We start from the raw sequence: 15,639 nt of genomic DNA, 5'->3' as shown, positions 1-15,639 counted from the left end.
CCTGCTCCGATAGGCGGTCGTCGGGCGCTGAGCCAGCATGAATGGCCTTTCGGGTATTTCGCGTTCGTGCCCGGTGACGCAGCGGACCCCCAGAGGAGTGCCAGAACCCTGCCCCAGGCTCCTGCCCCTGTTTCGGCTCGGCGGATGATGGCAGGGAGTGTTCGCTTACGGCCCCCGGGCTCGTCCCAACTGAGTTGGTGCGCCTTCGGCTTATGGGTCTCCATCTGCCTCCCTCGGCGTGCTGTGGGTCTGCGGGTGCGGCGGGTGTGCGCGCCCCGTTCGCGTGCCGACTCGTCTCTTGGCCGGCCAATCAGGAGGAGTTGAGTTGGCCCTCCTGTTCGTGCCGCACTTCCCAAGCCGTCTTCGGCGTGCATTGTCGCGAGTGGTCGGAGGAGTGGAATGGTGTCCCAACGGGCATGTGCTGTTCGCTCGGCGACAGTGGGGGGTCGATGACCATAAGTCTCGCCAGGCGACGACGTGAGGTTCTGATACTGGCTTCCGGGCCCGTCCTCGGGGCCGGTGTGGGCGCGGTGACCAACCTGGTCACCTCCACCTGGAACTGGTGGCTCTTCGGCGCGCTGCTCGTCCTGGTCTCCCTCGCGGCCGTGGGTGCCGCCCTGGTGCCGGGCAGCAGTCCTGTCGCAGAGGACTCCGCCCAGGTCGAGGCGTCCGACGGCCACAGTGGTGGCCCGAGCACCCTGCCTGCGGGGACCGCGGTGTTCGCCGGCCGCGAGAGCGAGCTTGACCGGATCCTGAACGCCGAGCCGCCCGCAGCGGGGCCACGGCCCCTGGTCTGCCTCGTCACAGGTCCTAAAGGGAGCGGCAAGACAGAGCTCGCCGTGCAGGCGGCCCACCGTCTCGCCGTGCGCTATCCGAGCGGTCAGCTGTTCGTCGGGTATCGCAGCAATGCTGGGTCGGCAGGTCGGCTCTTCGCGGAGGACGCCCTGGCCGCCGTGCTGGCGGCCGTCGGCGTCGCCGCGGGGACAACGCATTTCGATGCGGACGCCATGACCAGGCAATGGTTGTCCACCGCCAGCAACAGGCTGTTCCTCATGGTCCTCGACGACGTGGACCAAGCCGACCAGGTGGGGCCCCTTCTTCCGTCATCCCCCCGCTCGATGGTCATCGTCACCAGTCTGACCATGCTGACCGGCCTCGACGCGGATGTGCACGTCGAGCTCGACGCCCTGAGCGAAGAAGCCGCCAGGTCTGTCGTCACCGCCATCCTGCGCCGAGGCTCACGCACCGTCGACGACACCGTGATCGACGCGGCGGTGGCCCTGTACCGCCTGCCCCTGACCATCCGGCACATCGCCGATCGGCTCGTTGCGCAGCAGACGCCGCTCGCCCTGTGTGCCGAGCCGGACGTCCCCGCGCGCGGTGAAGGAACCGCACCCATACTGGCGGCGATCGAAGCGCTGACGCCGATGGGCCATCTGGTCTTCCGGCGGATGGCACTGCACCCGGGGCCACACGTGACCGACGAGATCGCCGCAGAGCTGGCCGATGTGCCCGTCCGGGAAGCGGAAAGCGCTCTAGCCCTGCTGCATGAGCAGGGACTGATCATCAAGCCCGATCCGCATGGATATGGTCTACACGACCTTGTGAGATCGTTGGCGCACCGGGACGGCTCACGCCGGGACGCCTCCGGAACGTGGGAGCAGGCCCGGGTGCGGCTGTTCAAGTGGGCGGCACGGCGGCTGGCATGGGCCAACACGGCTATCCACGCTCCGCTCTTCCTCGAGCTGCCCGACCTCGACACCGGCGAACCCGAGGCGGCCATGACCGAAGAACAGGTATTGGAGTGGTTGCATCACCACTTCGAGGACCTGCGGTCGGTGGCGCGCCTGGCGAACGCCCACCGATGGCTGGAGAGTTGGAAAGTCACGGCGGGGCTTGCCTACTTCATGCGCGTGCGGAAGAGGAATATCGCTCAGGCGATAGCGCTCAACGAAGCCGCGTTGGGGATCGCACAGGCGTCGGATGATGCCGGCAGGGCGCACTGCCAGGCGCAGTTGGGGGCCCTGCATCGTGTCTCGGGCCGGTACCGGGAAGCTCTCGACATGGCCGGGGCAGCGACGAACACCTTCCGTCAGCTGGGTGATCGACGCAACGAGGCGTATGCCGCCAGCGAAGTAGGAGTGAACCGCTACCACTTGGCCGACTACACCTGCGCACGCCGCACGATGGATCATGCCCGCGAACTCCACGAGATCGAGGGCCAACAGCGCGGGAAGGCCAACGCGCTCGGAGTTCTTGGCATGATCAGCAGGGCGACGGGCGACTACCAAGAAGCACGGGGACACCTCACAGAGGCGCTGGACATTTACCGGGGGATAGGGAACGCCCGTAACGAGGCGTGGATTCTCATCGAACTCGGCACCATCGACCGGCTGACCGGAGAACTGCACAGCGCTGGAGAGCGGTTCACCGCCGCGCTGACCATCAACACCAGGGTGAAGGACCGCAGCGGCTGTGCCTGGGCCCAACGGGAAATAGGCATCCTGAAGAGGATCCTCGGTCTCTACGACGAGGCACGCACCCTGCTGCATGAGGCGTGGGACGAGTTCACCGCCCTGGACAGTGAGCGCAACATCGCGGACGCGGAAGTCGAACTCTGCTCCTTGCACCGCGCGTTGGGGGAACTCGGCACAGCACGTCAGTACGGTGACAGCGCGCGCCAGAGGTACGAGCGCATGGGTAACAGCCGAGGCAGCGCGTGGACCAAGGCCGAGCTGGGCGCACTCGATGTCGCAGAGGGCGACTTCCCTGCCGCGGAAAGACGGCTCGAGGAAGCGCGAACGATCTATGTGGAGATCGGTGACCCCTCGGGCGAAGCCCGTGCCCACCTGGAGCTGGGCAGACTCAAGTTGGCCCGGGGACAACAGGCGGCAGCGAGGCAGTACCTTGAAAGGGCCCAGGACCTCTACACCGCGCTTGGTGAGCCACAGGCCGATCAGGTGCGTAGCCTGCTCGACGGAGGGTGACAAGACCGACCGGAGGCGCGTGGTGGAGCGCACAACGCCCTGCGAAGACGGTCGTGAGATCGTCTTCGAGACCTGGGGTGACCCCGACGGGCACCCGGTGTTTCTGCTGCACGGCACTCCCGGCAGCCGAAACGGCCCCCGCCCGCGGTCGCTGGTCCTCTATCAGCTCGGCATCCACCTCATCTCGTACGACCGCCCGGGCTACGGCGGTTCCACGCGCCTGCCGGACCGGCGTGTCGCTCATGCCGCGCACGACGTCATGCACATCGCCGACCACCTCGGGCTACGGGAGTTCTCGGTCGTCGGCCGGTCGGGAGGCGGACCGCACGCACTCGCCTGCGCGGCTCTCTGTCCCGGGCGGGTGCGCAGCGCCGCCGCACTGGTGAGCCTCGTGCCTCCGGACGCGGAGGAGTTGGACTGGTTCTCCGGCATGACCGAGAGCAACGTCCACGACTACCACAATGCCCTGGAGAACCGGTTGAAGTTGCATGCGACGCTGGTCGACAACGCGGATGAGATGCGTGTCGATCCGCTCGCGCTGTTTTCCGGTCTCGACGACGAGATGCCGTACGCGGATCGGCAGGTGGTCGCGGACGCCGGTATACGCCACATGCTGGGACACAACTTCCTGACAGCGGTTCAGTACAGCTCGTTCGGTTGGATCGACGATGTCCTGTCGTTCTGCACGCCGTGGGGCTTCGACCCGGCCGCCATCACCGTACCCACACTGCTGTGGCACGGTGAGCAGGATGTGTTCTCCCCCGTGGACCACTTCAGATGGCTGGCCCGCCGGGTTTCCGGGGCCACCGCCGTCCTGCAGCCGGCAGCGGCTCATTTCGCCGCCGTTCCGGTGCTGCCGAGGGTGCTCGTCTGGCTCCGGGAACAGGCACAGGACGACGCCGCCGCGACCACGACGGCCTGACACCCGGTGGACTCAGACCGGGTGGGGGTCGAGTTCCAGGCCCACCCGTTGGCCGCTGCGCATCCGGACCACCTTCGAATGCTTGCTCCCGAGCCTGGCGCTCAGGACGTCGAGACTCTCGCCGGCCACTCGCCCGGCTTCGGCCGTGCGGCCGGCCTCGCCGAGCAGGACCGAGAGGTTGCCCAGGCAGACGAGCGCTGCGGGGTGGTCCGCGCCGAGGCGGTCGCACAGCTGCCGGTAGGCCTGGTGGTAATTGCGTTCGGCCTTGGCGGTCTCCCCGAGCGCCGCCTCGCTGTTCGCCAGGTTCACCTGGCAGTTCATGCTGAACGGGTGCTCCGCCCCGAGTGTGTTCTTCAACGCGGCGCGGGCCTGTTCGCACACCGCCTGGGCCTGGGCGAGCCGGCCGGTTGCCAGCAGGTTGATGCCGTGGTTGACCGCGCACGCCAGCGTATTGGGGTGGGCCTCCCCGAGGGCGGCGCGGAACCGGTCGAGCAGGTCGGCGGTCTCCGCACATGCCTCCTCGTGACGCTCCGCCGCCGCGAGATGGCCCGCGAGGCCGAGGCGCACCACGAGCGTCTCGGGCGAGGCCTCGCCCAGGCGCCGCCGGCAGATGTCCAGCACGCCCTGGCTGAGTTCGATCGCCTCCGGCAGTTTGTCGAGCCGGCGCAGCGTGATGGCGAGCGCCTTCGCCGCTTCCAGGGCGGGCGGTGACTCCGCACCGAGTTCCACGGCCGTCTCGTGGACGCTGCGCAGCCTCTCGGCCGACGCCTCATACTCCCCGCAGGAGCGCAGGTCACGGCCGAGGTTGATCATCGAGAACAGGGTGTAGGGGTGCTTGCTGCCCAGCGTCAGCGCGCGGTGGTCGTAGTTCTCCTTGTCGACGGTCTGCGCCTCGAAGCAGTCCCCGGCCATGCGCATCGACATGGCGAGATTGCTCGCCGCAAACAGGGACCGAGGGTGGTCCTCGCCGAGGAGGTCCACGGACCGCTCGTAGGTCTCGCGGTCGATCTCCAGCGCCCTGCGCACCCGGCCGATGGCCCGCAGGTCCGCCGTGAGGCCGCCCGCCGTCACCAGGGTGTGCGCGTCGTCGTCGCCCAGGACCTCGCGCTGCCGCTCGTAGACGTCCTGGTCGATCTCCAGCGCCCGGTTGTACCAGCCCTGCGCCCGCAGCACGTTGGCGATCTCGAACCGCAGGTGCAGGGTCCAGCGGTCGCTCGCCCCCGCCTCTTTCTGCCAAATGGTCAGCAGCTCCTCACCGAGCGACAGGGCGTCGGCGTACTCGCCGCGCGCCCGCAGGTGGCGCAGCCACTCGGTCATCAGCCGGCGGATCCGGTCGTCGAGCGAGTACTTGGTCCACGGTGTCTCGAGGTGGGGCCAGATGGTGTTGTAGCGCGACCAGTTCTCGGGGCGTTCCACATTGCCCTCGGAGGGGCGCGCGCCGATGAGCACGTTTCGCACGACGCGCAGGGCGTCCTCCTGCTCCTCCTCGGACATCGAGGAGCGCACCGCCGCCTGGACCAGCCGGTGCACCTGGATGCTGCGGCTCTTGCGGTCGGCCTTGGCCAGGGCGTAGCGGTGCAGCTGCTGGATGGCCCGGGACACCAGTGCCGTGCCGTCGCTGCCCGGCTGGAGTTCGCTGAGGGCTGTGGGTGTCGTCGCGCAGCGGGACGCCGGCGCCGCTGCCGTCCTCGGAACGGGCGTCGCCCACGGTGAACCCGGCGTCGCTGAGGACCCGTCTGATCCAGTCGGCCCACATCTGGTCCTCGGGCACATAGCTCAGGAACACGTGGGTGGGGTCCGGCGGCCGGCGCCGCACGACGGCCTTGAGGTAGCTCTGACGCTGCTCGTCGGTCATCGGGGCCAGGCAGCTCACGTCGCCCTCGGTGATGACCGCCGTGAGCCGTTCGCAGGCCGCCAGCAGGGAGGCGGGGGTGCCCGGCTCGTCGCGGAAGGTCGCGAGGATTTCCTCGTAGGCGTACGTGGGTTTGTACGGCACCTCCACGTTGCCCCAGTAGCGGCGCGGGTCGACGTGCGGGGTGCGCACCAGTAACTGGTCGAAGGCGAGGCGGACCTTGGCCCGCGCCGCCTCCAGCCGGTCCGCCTCGGAGTCCTCCACCCGCATGGGCACCGGCAGGATCCGGATGCGGCGGTCCCCGTAGGTGTCCTCCACCCGGCGGGCGACGGCCGCCGCGCCCTCGATGCTTTGGTCGTTGTGGGTGAAGCAGTTCACCAGCACGTCGGGGAAGTGGATGGTGCAGATGTCGGAGATGTCGCTGAGGCCGGTGCGGCTGTCGACGAGGACGTAGTCGTACCCGCGCCGGAACTGGGCGCACAGGGCGTCCAGGAACTGGCCGCCGTACTGCTCCTCGTAGAAGCGGTTCCAGTTGAACTGGGAGAAGATGGAGGAGTAGTTGCGGTCCTGTAGGCCCGCCGAGATGTAGTCCATCCGGCCGCCGGCCGGGAAGGCCCACTGCAGCGGGGAGACCGCCTTGGTGATGTCGGCCTGGCCGGTGATCCACGTGCCGAGCTGGGTGGCCTCCTCGGCCCTGGGGCGCCGGCCGCCGCGCAGGGAGTCGACCCGCAGCATGTAGTCGTTGATGAGGTCCAGCACTCCGGGGCGGTCGCGCAGTGCGTTCGGTTCCAGGAACGGGCGCAGGAAGCGGTCCAGTCCCGGCGCCTCCAGGTCCCAGTCGACCACCAGGACTCGCCGACCCTGCGAGGCCATGATCCAGGCGGTGTTGGCAAGTGCCATGGTGCGACCCGTGCCGCCCTTGTAGCTGTAGAACGTGACGATCTTGCCGGCTTCGGGGCGGGCGAGTGCGCCGGTCACGGTCGGGCCTCCTGGTCTCCCGCGGAATCGGCCGGCTGGGGTCCGGAAGAACACCCGGTCGCGGACGGTGACGGTACTCGGTTCAGGTACTGCTGGGCGGCGCTGTCGACGAGCTCCACAAAGCGGGAGTCGAACGCCTCGAGCCTCTCGACGCCGGCGACGGCGGCATGCCGCATGGCCCGTCCGCTGATGAGCCGACGCGGCAGCGACGTGCGCAGCAGGCCGTTCAGTTCGGACCGCGCCCGGGCGGTTTGCGGGTCGTCACTCACTGGGATCAGGACGGTCACCCAGGGGAGGTCGAGCGCGTCGAAGGCCTTCAGGCGCTCGACGGCTCTGCGGTCATGGAGCACCCACGGGTCGAGGAGCAGTACCCACGCGTTCGCGGCCTCCTGCCGTCCGAGGAAGACGGGCTCGGCCTGGTCGAAGGTACGGATCTCGGGGGCGTATCCGAGGGCGTGGGCCAGCATGGCCGCGTGCTCGGCCAGCGGAGTACCGAGGCGCTCGTCGAAGGGCTGCCAGTCGCGAGGCTCGGGGCCGTAGTGGGTGTCCCGGCAGCCGGGCGGCAGATGGTGAATGTCGGGGGCGAGCACGGTGATACCCAGTGAGTGCCGGGACGAGGTGGCGAACGAGTCGGGGAGGTCGGCCAGATCTGGGCACGTAGTGTCGTCCGGGCCCGGATCGGGGGTTGTCCGCGCGGCCTGAACGACGCACTGGGCGATCCGGCGCGCGCACTGGCCGTACGACTCCCGGTTATCGAGGTCCTGCAGCAGGCCGTACAGGCCGTCCCTGGCGTAGCGATCCCGGGCCATCGCATCGACGGGCAGTGGGGTCACGGTTCCCTCCGGCAGGGGCAGATCCAGGTTGACGGCGACCGGAGGGGCAGGGACCGCGACGGGCGTCCACACAACTGGTACCAGGACACCGCGCCGGGCGCGGTGGGTGAAGGCGTACCACTGCCTCCCGCAGTACGCGTCGGTGAAGTAGCGGCGTGAGATCAGCGGCACGAAGCTGTGACAGCGGTGCAGGGCGCGTGCCGTCCGCTCCCCGTCGGGGGTGTGGTGTACGACGGCCGTGGACACGGGGTGTCCGGCCGCACGCGCAACCTCCTTATTGAGGTCGGTGAGGAACTCGGTCACGTGCTTGTCGGTCCGCGCCCGGTTGTGTCCTCCTGAGTCGCCGCAGGCCTTTACGGGCGCGTAGCTGAGGAAGAAGTACGGGGCCTCTTGGTGATCGTCTCCTGCGAAGCGGCTGTCGTGCATCAGTGTTCCTCCGCCCGGGCGCCGTTCAGAGAGTCGAGGAGATCGTCGAAGAGGGCCGGATCACACGGCATGAGACGCGCGGTGAACACCACCTCGACAATTTTCCGGGCGAGTTGGTAGACGACTCGGTCGAAGACCCTTGGGCGTCCGTGGAGGAGAAGACCCATGAGGCCGGCGTCCGCGTAGTGGCTCTCCAGGTCGTAACAGGCGTTGCGTAGGTCCGCGTAGGGTGCCGGGAGGACGTCGCGCCCGAGCGGGGTCCACACGACGGGTACGACAGCGCTACGGGCGAACGTACCCGTCTCGCGCTGCAGTTGCTGCCGCCGTTCGAAGCACCGCCACTCCACGAGGCACTGGTGGCTGGCGAAGAACCGCGGCGAGAGGAGCGGCACGAGGACCTGGCACCGCGCGAGGTGGTCCTTGAGCTCGTCCTGCCATCTGGTGCCCAAGGTCCCCAGGCCGAGGTAGACCGCGGGGATCATGGCGTCCAGGTCGGTCAGCGCGATCACGTCCTCGCCAACCTTCTGGTGGAAGCGCAGGAGCCAGCTGTCCGTTGGGTGGTGGCCGCCCGGCCCATGGGGCGTGCCGCCGTGGCTGAGGAACGCGTAGGGCTGTTGGTGCCGCCGGGCGGTCGAGGGTGGTCGCGGGCGTTAGGCATGGTCAGCCTTCCTTGCTGCGATGCCGGGCCCATTGCGACCGGAGGCCATCCACGTGACGGCGGCGTCGACGGCCCAACGCAGAGGGATCAGGCGGCTGTCGGCGGCCCCGACACGGCCGCGCCTGATGGGACTGGAGCCGTGACATGCCGGCGTCTCCAGCCACCGGCCCAGCTCGCCGAAGTCTGTGTCATCGAGATCCACGTCGACGAAGCTCCTCCAGCACGGGGCACCTTGGTCCATGACCTTGCAGTCGTACCGGCGGGTCGGGGCGGGCAGGCGGTACTCCGCCAAATGGAAGGCGGAACAGACCCCGAAACCGACACCTAGCAGCAGGATGTCCGCACCACAGTCGTACAGGCGGCCCAGAGGTGAACGCTCACCCAGCAGGCAGTCCCGTGCATGGTGCGCGGTGATCCGCGTGGCCCCTGGGCCGAGGGCGGCGAAGGACGTCTGGGGGTGGACGCTGCGTGCGGCGCCCTCGGCGGTACGTACGTGCTCGGCGATCGCACCCATTCCCTCCGAAGGCGTGGACGCCGCCTCGAAGGGTTCCATGTCGTCGTGGAAATCGGCTAGTTGGCATTCCGGCATCCCTTGGGTTCGGGCGAGGTATGTGCGGGACGTCCGTGAGTTGCCCGGTGTGAAGGGGGGACGACCAGCGTGCCGTCACTGTCAAGCGTGCTTCGTAAGGCGCGCACCACGGCGCTGGCACCGCCCCGCACTGGCCCGACGGACCGCAGCGACGCGTGTACGAGGAGTGTCGACGTCCGCCCGCACTCCAGACTCCGCAGGTCGGCTTTGAGGGAGGCCTCACCGAACATCGGCGATCACCTCCGCAGCCTGGCAGCCATACGGCGCCCGTAGTTGGTCAGGTCCTCGGTCGGTAGTGCCCCCGGCGGTGTCCGGCCCAGATAGGCCAATCGCAGCCTGTCCTTCGCCTCGTGGTTCTCGGCCAGGTCGAACAGGTCCGACAAGGCGTTGAACTTCATCTGCTGCACTCCATCCACGAGCAGCGCGGCCAGCATGTCGGCAGTGCCTGGCAGGGACAGTCCCAAGGCACCGAAGGCATCCGCGCCGGTGGTCACCACGCCTTGTTCTTCCGCCCGGTTCAAGGGCGTGCAGACGGTGAGCAAGGCGCGGACGCCCGCCGCGCGGTCACCGTGTCGGCCTCGGAGATGGACCGCGGATTCTGCGAACAGCCGCTGCCACCTGCCGTACTCCTCGTCGTTCAACCGTGGTGCCGGAGTGACCCCGAAAGCGTCCCGGTGCGGATCGCCGTCCTCCACGAGGATGCGGAACCCGTCCGTGACAATGCTGCGCACCGGTTCCCAACACGGTCCGTCGTGCGAGGTCTCGGTCACCGGAATCGGCAGCGAACGATCGTGGACGCACCGCAGGAGGGTGCCGCGGCGGACGACCAACTCGCCCTTTGCAGGGCGGGGCGGCAGGACAAGTCGGCCGTGGCCCGGGACATGGACGTCCTGTACGGTCCCAGGTAGTCCGACCGTGAGATCGGCACCGGTCCGCAGTGCTACCGCCACAGCGATCTCCGCGAGCCGCTGCCGGACCGCGTCACGGGCCAGGTGCCCCTCGAGGGCGCGCACCGACCAGTGGCGGAGGTACGGGTGCCGAAGAACCTCTGCCGTTTCACCGGGCCATTGCCGGTCCATGCGGGTCACCGCGTCCGCCTCCGGACCCCGGTAGCGCGCGCAAAGCGTGGCGAGGAGCACCCTGCGGATACTGGACTCCGCTCTGACGAGATCGCGCAGCACGTCGGCGTCGCCGTCCCCCGCTGCGAGCGAGTCGAAGCCGTGGGACGTGAGCGTGTGCGCGTGGCGGAGCGGCCGCGGGCGGGCGCCTCGCAGGCAGTGGTCGATGAGTCGGATGAGATCGCCGCAGTACACCGATGGGTTGTCGAAGCCGTTGTCCGAGCGGTACCGGTGGGCGTACAGCCCGCCCCCGCAGATCCGCACCACCCGGCATTCCCGACACGTCCGGGACAGACCCGCGACGCCGGTCTGCCGGACGAGGAAGCCGGGGTGGCCCGCCGCCTCGTCGAACGAATGCCGCAGCACGTGAAATCCTGTCCGTGGCGCGTCCTGCCCTGCTGTCTTGAGCCAGTCGGCCTGCTCGATCTCGCCGTCCGTCTCGACGACCACGAGGTCGGGGCTGCCGAGTCCGAGCGCCTCTGTCAGGGAGTACCTTCCGTCCCGGACAGCTTCAATCGAGTCGAACAGGCGAACAGCGAAGGGACGTCCCTCGGCGGTCCACAGGTCGTACACGGCAGTCAGCCACCGGGCGTACGCATGGGCGCGTCCGTTCGGCCGCGGGGGAGGGCGATCCCAGGTCGCATGCGGCAGGAGGAAGTCCACCTGTGGCGGATCGAGCGTCTCGAGAGCCCGGTACACGTCCACCGGATCGTTCTCCACGTCAACCGTGCATAGCAGGCCCGCGAACATCCGGCGGTACGCAGGCGACCCGATGAGCCGCACGGCATGAACCACCGCGTCGTACGACCCCGTTCCGTCGGCCCGTCTGCGATGCCGGTCGTGGGAGGCACGGTCCCCGTCCAGAGAGATTCCGGTGTGGATCCCCTCCCGGGCCAGCATGTCGCAGAAATCGCCGTCCAGGCGCAGCCCGTTGGTCTGCATGCGCACGTCGAGATCGCACACCCCGTCCAGTGCGCGGCGCAGTCCGGAGACGATCCGAGCCAGCCGTTCCCGGCCCGCGAGCAGGGGCTCACCGCCGTGCAGAACGACGTGCACGCGGTGAAGTTCGGGGTGACCTCGGGCGTGCTCGGCGATCCGTGACACCGTCGCCGCCGCCACGTCATCCGGCATGACCGGAGGACGCCGCCGCCAGCTCTGGTCGGCGTGCTGGTAGACGTAGCAGTGGTCGCACGCGAGGTCGCACCTGCTGTGCATCTTGAGAACGAACTGGCGAAAGGCCCTCGACCGAACTGTCATCGGCGGATGGGGTGCGACCCGTTCAGAGGCCGGAGTTGAAGGTCGGGGCAAGGGTCTGCCGGGACGGCAGCAGGCGATTCAGCACCGGGAAGTCGTATGCGGCCAGGTCTTCCAGAGGTGTAGCGGTGCAGTCCAGGACACGTGTGGTGAGAAGCGGGGATTGTGTGGTCGGCGTCACAGGCTCGCTCACATCCCCGAGAGAGGTTTCTCCGGCCGCGCTCATCGGTTTCTCCTTCGCCAACTCGTGGAAGGGCGAACAGGGTCAGTCGAACCGTGGCATAGGGTCACTAAGTGCCAATCATCGCGCCTTCGGTGTTCAAAGGACAAGCGTCGTTCGCTGAGCCGTTGGGTGCGGTACCCGGACGCGCCTCGTCGTCAAACTCGACCGGTTCTCCGTACATGCGGACCACTCCGCCACATGGCGCGTCAGGACGCTACGGGCATTGAGCTTGGCGGCGCCTGCTACACGTCTGAGTCCGCTTGCTGCGAGGCATCGGCACGACTGCGAAGGAACTCACGGGCCCCGGAGTCTGGTTCGTAGGCGTTGTTGTGTGGTGCGGCTGTCGAAACGTACGTCGACCTCTCCGGGCGCGCGTGTCAGCCAGCGCCCGGCGGGCTCGGGAGGCATTGAGTCCGCGGCACTGGGCGGCGGAGGAGCTTCCTGCGGTACTACATGGCACATGTCGTAGAAACCGTCTCTGGGCGTCCAGCTGGTCCAGGGCGGGCGCGTAAGTCCAGGTCGGAGCCCTGTGACGTGCGAGCGTCTACGGGGCTCGTGACACGGACGTGACAGAAGATGCGCAGCGGAGCACCTGCGTGCGGCGGCGGTTTTGGGGGAGCGCTGCGCCATCGGTATCTGGGCGAATGACCGACCGGCTGGACGCTGCGCTTGGGCAACCTGATGGTGCGTAGGGTGCTCAGAAGTCGGAGCCCAGCAGGGCGAGAGGACGACGTTCGAGCTGCGCGAAACGGACCTTTTCGCACAGCCAGGCCGCAACATCACCTTGCCGTTCGAGCAGGAGAACGAGTTCCCGGAGTTCGCCCAGGACGATCACTCGCTGGTTCAGTGCGCGTTCGCTTTCTTCGATGGCCGGCCCGGTGAAGCCAGATGCAGAGATGAATAGGGCGCGGACTTCCGAGCGCCCGTACACCCGCACCAGGTGGCGGCTCATCGCGTTGATCTCGACAGGCTCACCCCACCACTTGATCTCCACGAGGTACGTGGATCCGTCGACTTCTAGGGCGCCGTCGATCTGTTCAACGGGATGCCCCTCCTCGCTACGCAGCGTAAAGGATTCCCTGATCAAGATGCCTTCGGTCGCGAACAGGTCGTTGAGCACGCCTTCCAGGGCGGTGCCTCGCTTTCTCGGGTCGTCTTCGTCGAACAGGTCGCTGAGTCGGTCTCGGAGTGCTTGAAACCTTGCCTTCCGTCGAGCAAGGCGCTCAAGCTCGCTTGTGCGTGCTTTGATACGAGCGGCCCGCTCTTCATCATGTGCCTGGCTCATCCGCGTGAATGAGTCCTTGACGTTCACGAGTTGTCGCACGTTTGCCTGCAGCCCCTGGGCCGGGAGACGGTCGTCCGGCCATAGTGTGGAGAAGTCCTCGAATTCGATCGTTCGTTTGATGATTTCCCTGCGAACACCCAAGCCTGCGTCGCCCTGTTCATTGATATGGCTGAGCACGGCACGAACGATCTTGTACTTGCTGACTGCTGACTTGTCCGCGGCGAGCTGGTGTCGATGGGGCGCGAGCAGGTCTTCACTGACGCCGGCGCCCCGCAAGAATCCAAGGACCCCTTCTTTGCTCCGGTTGAGCCGGGGCACCAGTTCAATCAGCAGGTCCAAAAGCTCAGGCGGCCAGTGGTAGGCGTCGTTGTGGGCCACTCGTCATCTACACCTTCCGCGCGGGAGCCGCTCTCCGGGTGCTTCGATCTGGACGATGTCCGAACGGCGCAACCCTATGAACCTGATTGTGCAGCGGCTGCCGCCGCTTGAGACTGGGTTTCGCGGGATGCACGGCATGAAGCTGGTGCGGTGATGTTTGATGGCGGCGCCTCTCAGTAGGCTGGAAGACTTCTCGGCCCCACTGGCAGCTTCAGACTGGCCGAACCGGGGGGCTGGCCCTACTACAGCGGTTGGCCTGCCGGGCCGCTGTCCAACGGCTCGATCCCAGCAGGCCCGACCGGCAGGCCGGCCCAGAGCAGGACTCGCCAGATGTCTTCGGCATCGCGCACGGCTATCACGACGCCGGTGGTGTCCCACTCGCGTTCCTTCACGTGCTGGACGGTGAGGTCGACTGCGCGGGCGGCGAGCCAACCCGGATCGCCACGCCGTGGCTGACCATCGCCACTGTCTCAACGCCGCCTCGTACAGCCTCGTCGACGACGCCGTCGAACCGTTCCAGCACCTCCAGGCCACTCTCGCCGTCGGGCACGCGCGTCGTGGGATCGACGGGCCAGCCAAAGGCGAGCTCCAGGAATGCGGTGTGGGAGGCGTGGTCGCTCGCACCTTCCCAGCGGCCGGCGGAGACTTCCCGGATCCCGTCACGGACGAATACCCGCCGCCCGCGGTCTGCTGCGAGCGGGGCCGCGGTGAGTGCGGTGCGCTGGTGGGCGCAGGCATAGAGGGCGTCGATCTTCTCGTCGGCGAGGGCGGTGAGAAGAGCAGCGGCTTGCTGCTGGCCGAGGTGGGTCAGTTCGGGACCGGGGAGGGCGGTGTGCATGGTGTTGGCGAACGCCGCTCTGCACCGCATTGTGTTCACCCGGCTGCGCTTCGATCCCCGCACCCAGGCGTACTACGAACACCGCACCCAGGAGGGCAAGACCCGACGTGAGATCATCCGATGCCTCAAGCGATATGCCGCCCGAGAAGTGTTTAACCTGGTTAGGATGGTGTCCAGTGCCCCCTCATTACAGGGGCGTCTGTGACCGCTGTGACTGATGTGGACCCCTGCCGGCTCCCGCTCGCCGCTTCCGCGTGTCGCCCCCGGAGCTCTGCAATCACTCCGAACGCTGCTGCGGTCAGCGGTACAGAGAGGAGCATGCCGAGGATCCCGGCGACCGAGGCACCGGCTGTGAGTGCCACCAGGACCACCGCCGGGTGCATCTGCACCGTGCGGCTGTGGATCATCGGCTGGAGCACGTTCCCCTCGATCGCCTGGACGGCGAGAAGCAAACCGAGTACCCACAGCGCCTTCGTGAGACCGCCGTCCGCGAACGCGACGAGGACCGCGACCGCACCCGACAGGAGCGCACCGAGGTAGGGGATGTAGGCACCGATGAACACAAGTGCCCCGAGTCCGACGGCGTTCGGCACCTGGAGGATCAGCAGAACGACGGTCATGCAGACGGCGTCGATGAAGGCGATGACCGTGGTGCCGCGCATGAAGCCCTCGATCGCCTGAAAGGCGCGGCGGGCCATGGCAACGGCGGTGTCCCCGGAGCCGCGGGGCGCGAGCGAATGCAGTGAGACGACGGCCTTGTCGGAGTCGCGCAGGAAGAAGAACAGCATCAGTATCGCGAGCACCGCCGTCGCGATCATCTCCGTGAGCAGGCTGACGCCGCTCACCACGCCGGCGACCGCGGTGCCGCCGAACTGGGACGCCAGGTCCTTCGCGTTGGTGGCGATCTCGTCCAGTGAGGTCCCGGCCGCTTCGAACCTGTCGCTGAGCGAATGTGCCGCGTCCCGGAGCGAGGAGATGATCTGGTCGCCGGTGTCGATCAGGGCGGTCACCACGATGTACGCGGCCCCGCCCATGACCAGGAGTACGGCGGCGCAAGTAAGCCCAGCGGCAAGGGATTTGTTGACCTTCATCGCGACCAGCCGCCGGTAGAGGGGGCCGAGCAGGGCCGCGCCGAGCAGCGCCAGCAGAACCGGTGTGACGACGGCCTGGAACGTGACGCAGATCCAGACTATGAGAGAGATTACGCCGCTCAGGAGGAGCACCAGGGCGCTCCCGGCGGCGAGGCGCCGAGCGGGTTCCGGCAGCGGGCTCTGACGGACGCAGCCCGGGTGCGGTCG

11 protein-coding genes and 3 pseudogenes are annotated in these 15,639 nt (G+C 67.9%); 3 read left to right on the top strand and 11 right to left on the bottom strand.

Features of this window, described 5'->3' with window-relative positions:
• The first annotated feature begins 530 nt into the window (after window positions 1-530).
• Both ACFVJQ_RS36055 and ACFVJQ_RS36050 read left to right on the top strand, forming a co-directional pair.
• The gene (locus tag ACFVJQ_RS36055) at window positions 531-2,987 is read left to right on the top strand and encodes a tetratricopeptide repeat protein (RefSeq protein ID WP_385789875.1); all 2,457 of its coding nucleotides are present in this window, start codon (window positions 531-533) and stop codon (window positions 2,985-2,987) included.
• A 22-nt stretch (window positions 2,988-3,009) separates the two neighbouring features.
• Window positions 3,010-3,909, top strand: a complete 900-nt coding sequence (locus tag ACFVJQ_RS36050) for an alpha/beta fold hydrolase (protein WP_385789934.1) — start codon at window positions 3,010-3,012, stop codon at window positions 3,907-3,909.
• A 12-nt stretch (window positions 3,910-3,921) separates the two neighbouring features.
• Here the strand turns inward: ACFVJQ_RS36050 and fxsT are convergent, their stop codons facing one another.
• The 10 genes and pseudogenes from fxsT to ACFVJQ_RS36000 form a co-directional block, all read right to left on the bottom strand.
• On the bottom strand, window positions 3,922-5,511 hold the full coding sequence (fxsT, locus tag ACFVJQ_RS36045; RefSeq protein WP_385789873.1) for an FxSxx-COOH system tetratricopeptide repeat protein: 1,590 nt from the start codon (window positions 5,509-5,511) through the stop codon (window positions 3,922-3,924).
• A 577-nt stretch (window positions 5,512-6,088) separates the two neighbouring features.
• Window positions 6,089-6,739: pseudogene (locus tag ACFVJQ_RS36040) on the bottom strand (KGGVGR-motif variant AAA ATPase); the annotation flags it as partial.
• Window positions 6,736-7,998, bottom strand: coding sequence for an FxsC protein (gene fsxC / locus ACFVJQ_RS36035; protein WP_385789871.1), 1,263 nt, complete (start codon window positions 7,996-7,998; stop codon window positions 6,736-6,738). The pseudogene ACFVJQ_RS36040 and the gene fsxC, both read right to left, overlap by 4 nt.
• Window positions 7,998-8,507 carry a hypothetical protein gene (locus ACFVJQ_RS36030; RefSeq protein ID WP_385789869.1) on the bottom strand — a complete coding sequence of 170 codons (510 nt, stop codon included), beginning with the start codon at window positions 8,505-8,507 and terminating at the stop codon, window positions 7,998-8,000. Before ACFVJQ_RS36030 ends, fsxC begins: the two co-directional genes overlap by 1 nt.
• Before the next feature lie 141 nt (window positions 8,508-8,648).
• Window positions 8,649-9,475: pseudogene (locus ACFVJQ_RS36025) on the bottom strand (aminoglycoside N(3)-acetyltransferase).
• Between the two features lie 6 nt (window positions 9,476-9,481).
• Window positions 9,482-11,620: an FxsB family cyclophane-forming radical SAM/SPASM peptide maturase gene (locus ACFVJQ_RS36020; protein WP_385789867.1), complete on the bottom strand. Its 2,139-nt coding sequence runs from the start codon at window positions 11,618-11,620 to the stop codon at window positions 9,482-9,484.
• 22 nt (window positions 11,621-11,642) lie between these two features.
• Window positions 11,643-11,843, bottom strand: coding sequence for a hypothetical protein (locus tag ACFVJQ_RS36015; RefSeq protein WP_385789865.1), 201 nt, complete (start codon window positions 11,841-11,843; stop codon window positions 11,643-11,645).
• Between the two features lie 694 nt (window positions 11,844-12,537).
• On the bottom strand, window positions 12,538-13,503 hold the full coding sequence (locus tag ACFVJQ_RS36010; RefSeq protein ID WP_385789863.1) for a restriction endonuclease: 966 nt from the start codon (window positions 13,501-13,503) through the stop codon (window positions 12,538-12,540).
• 242 nt (window positions 13,504-13,745) lie between these two features.
• Complete coding sequence (locus ACFVJQ_RS36005) at window positions 13,746-13,895, bottom strand: hypothetical protein (RefSeq protein ID WP_385789861.1); 150 nt, start codon at window positions 13,893-13,895, stop codon at window positions 13,746-13,748.
• Window positions 13,892-14,341 carry a histidine phosphatase family protein gene (locus tag ACFVJQ_RS36000; protein WP_385789859.1) on the bottom strand — a complete coding sequence of 150 codons (450 nt, stop codon included), beginning with the start codon at window positions 14,339-14,341 and terminating at the stop codon, window positions 13,892-13,894. Before ACFVJQ_RS36000 ends, ACFVJQ_RS36005 begins: the two co-directional genes overlap by 4 nt.
• A gap of 7 nt (window positions 14,342-14,348) precedes the next feature.
• Between ACFVJQ_RS36000 and ACFVJQ_RS35995 the strand changes: the two are divergent.
• A pseudogene (locus ACFVJQ_RS35995) lies at window positions 14,349-14,546 on the top strand (IS110 family transposase); the annotation flags it as partial.
• On the opposite strand, the gene ACFVJQ_RS35990 reads toward ACFVJQ_RS35995, so the two are convergent.
• Window positions 14,503-15,564, bottom strand: a complete 1,062-nt coding sequence (locus ACFVJQ_RS35990; RefSeq protein ID WP_385789857.1) for an AI-2E family transporter — start codon at window positions 15,562-15,564, stop codon at window positions 14,503-14,505. The pseudogene ACFVJQ_RS35995 and the gene ACFVJQ_RS35990 sit on opposite strands and share 44 nt — an antisense overlap.
• Window positions 15,565-15,639: the final 75 nt, after the last annotated feature.

Origin of the sequence: Streptomyces sp. NPDC127197, from assembly GCF_042672405.1 — a bacterium.
Classification (GTDB): Bacteria; Actinomycetota; Actinomycetes; order Streptomycetales; family Streptomycetaceae; genus Streptomyces; species Streptomyces flavusporus.
This window is presented reverse-complemented; position numbering and strand designations above follow the sequence as displayed.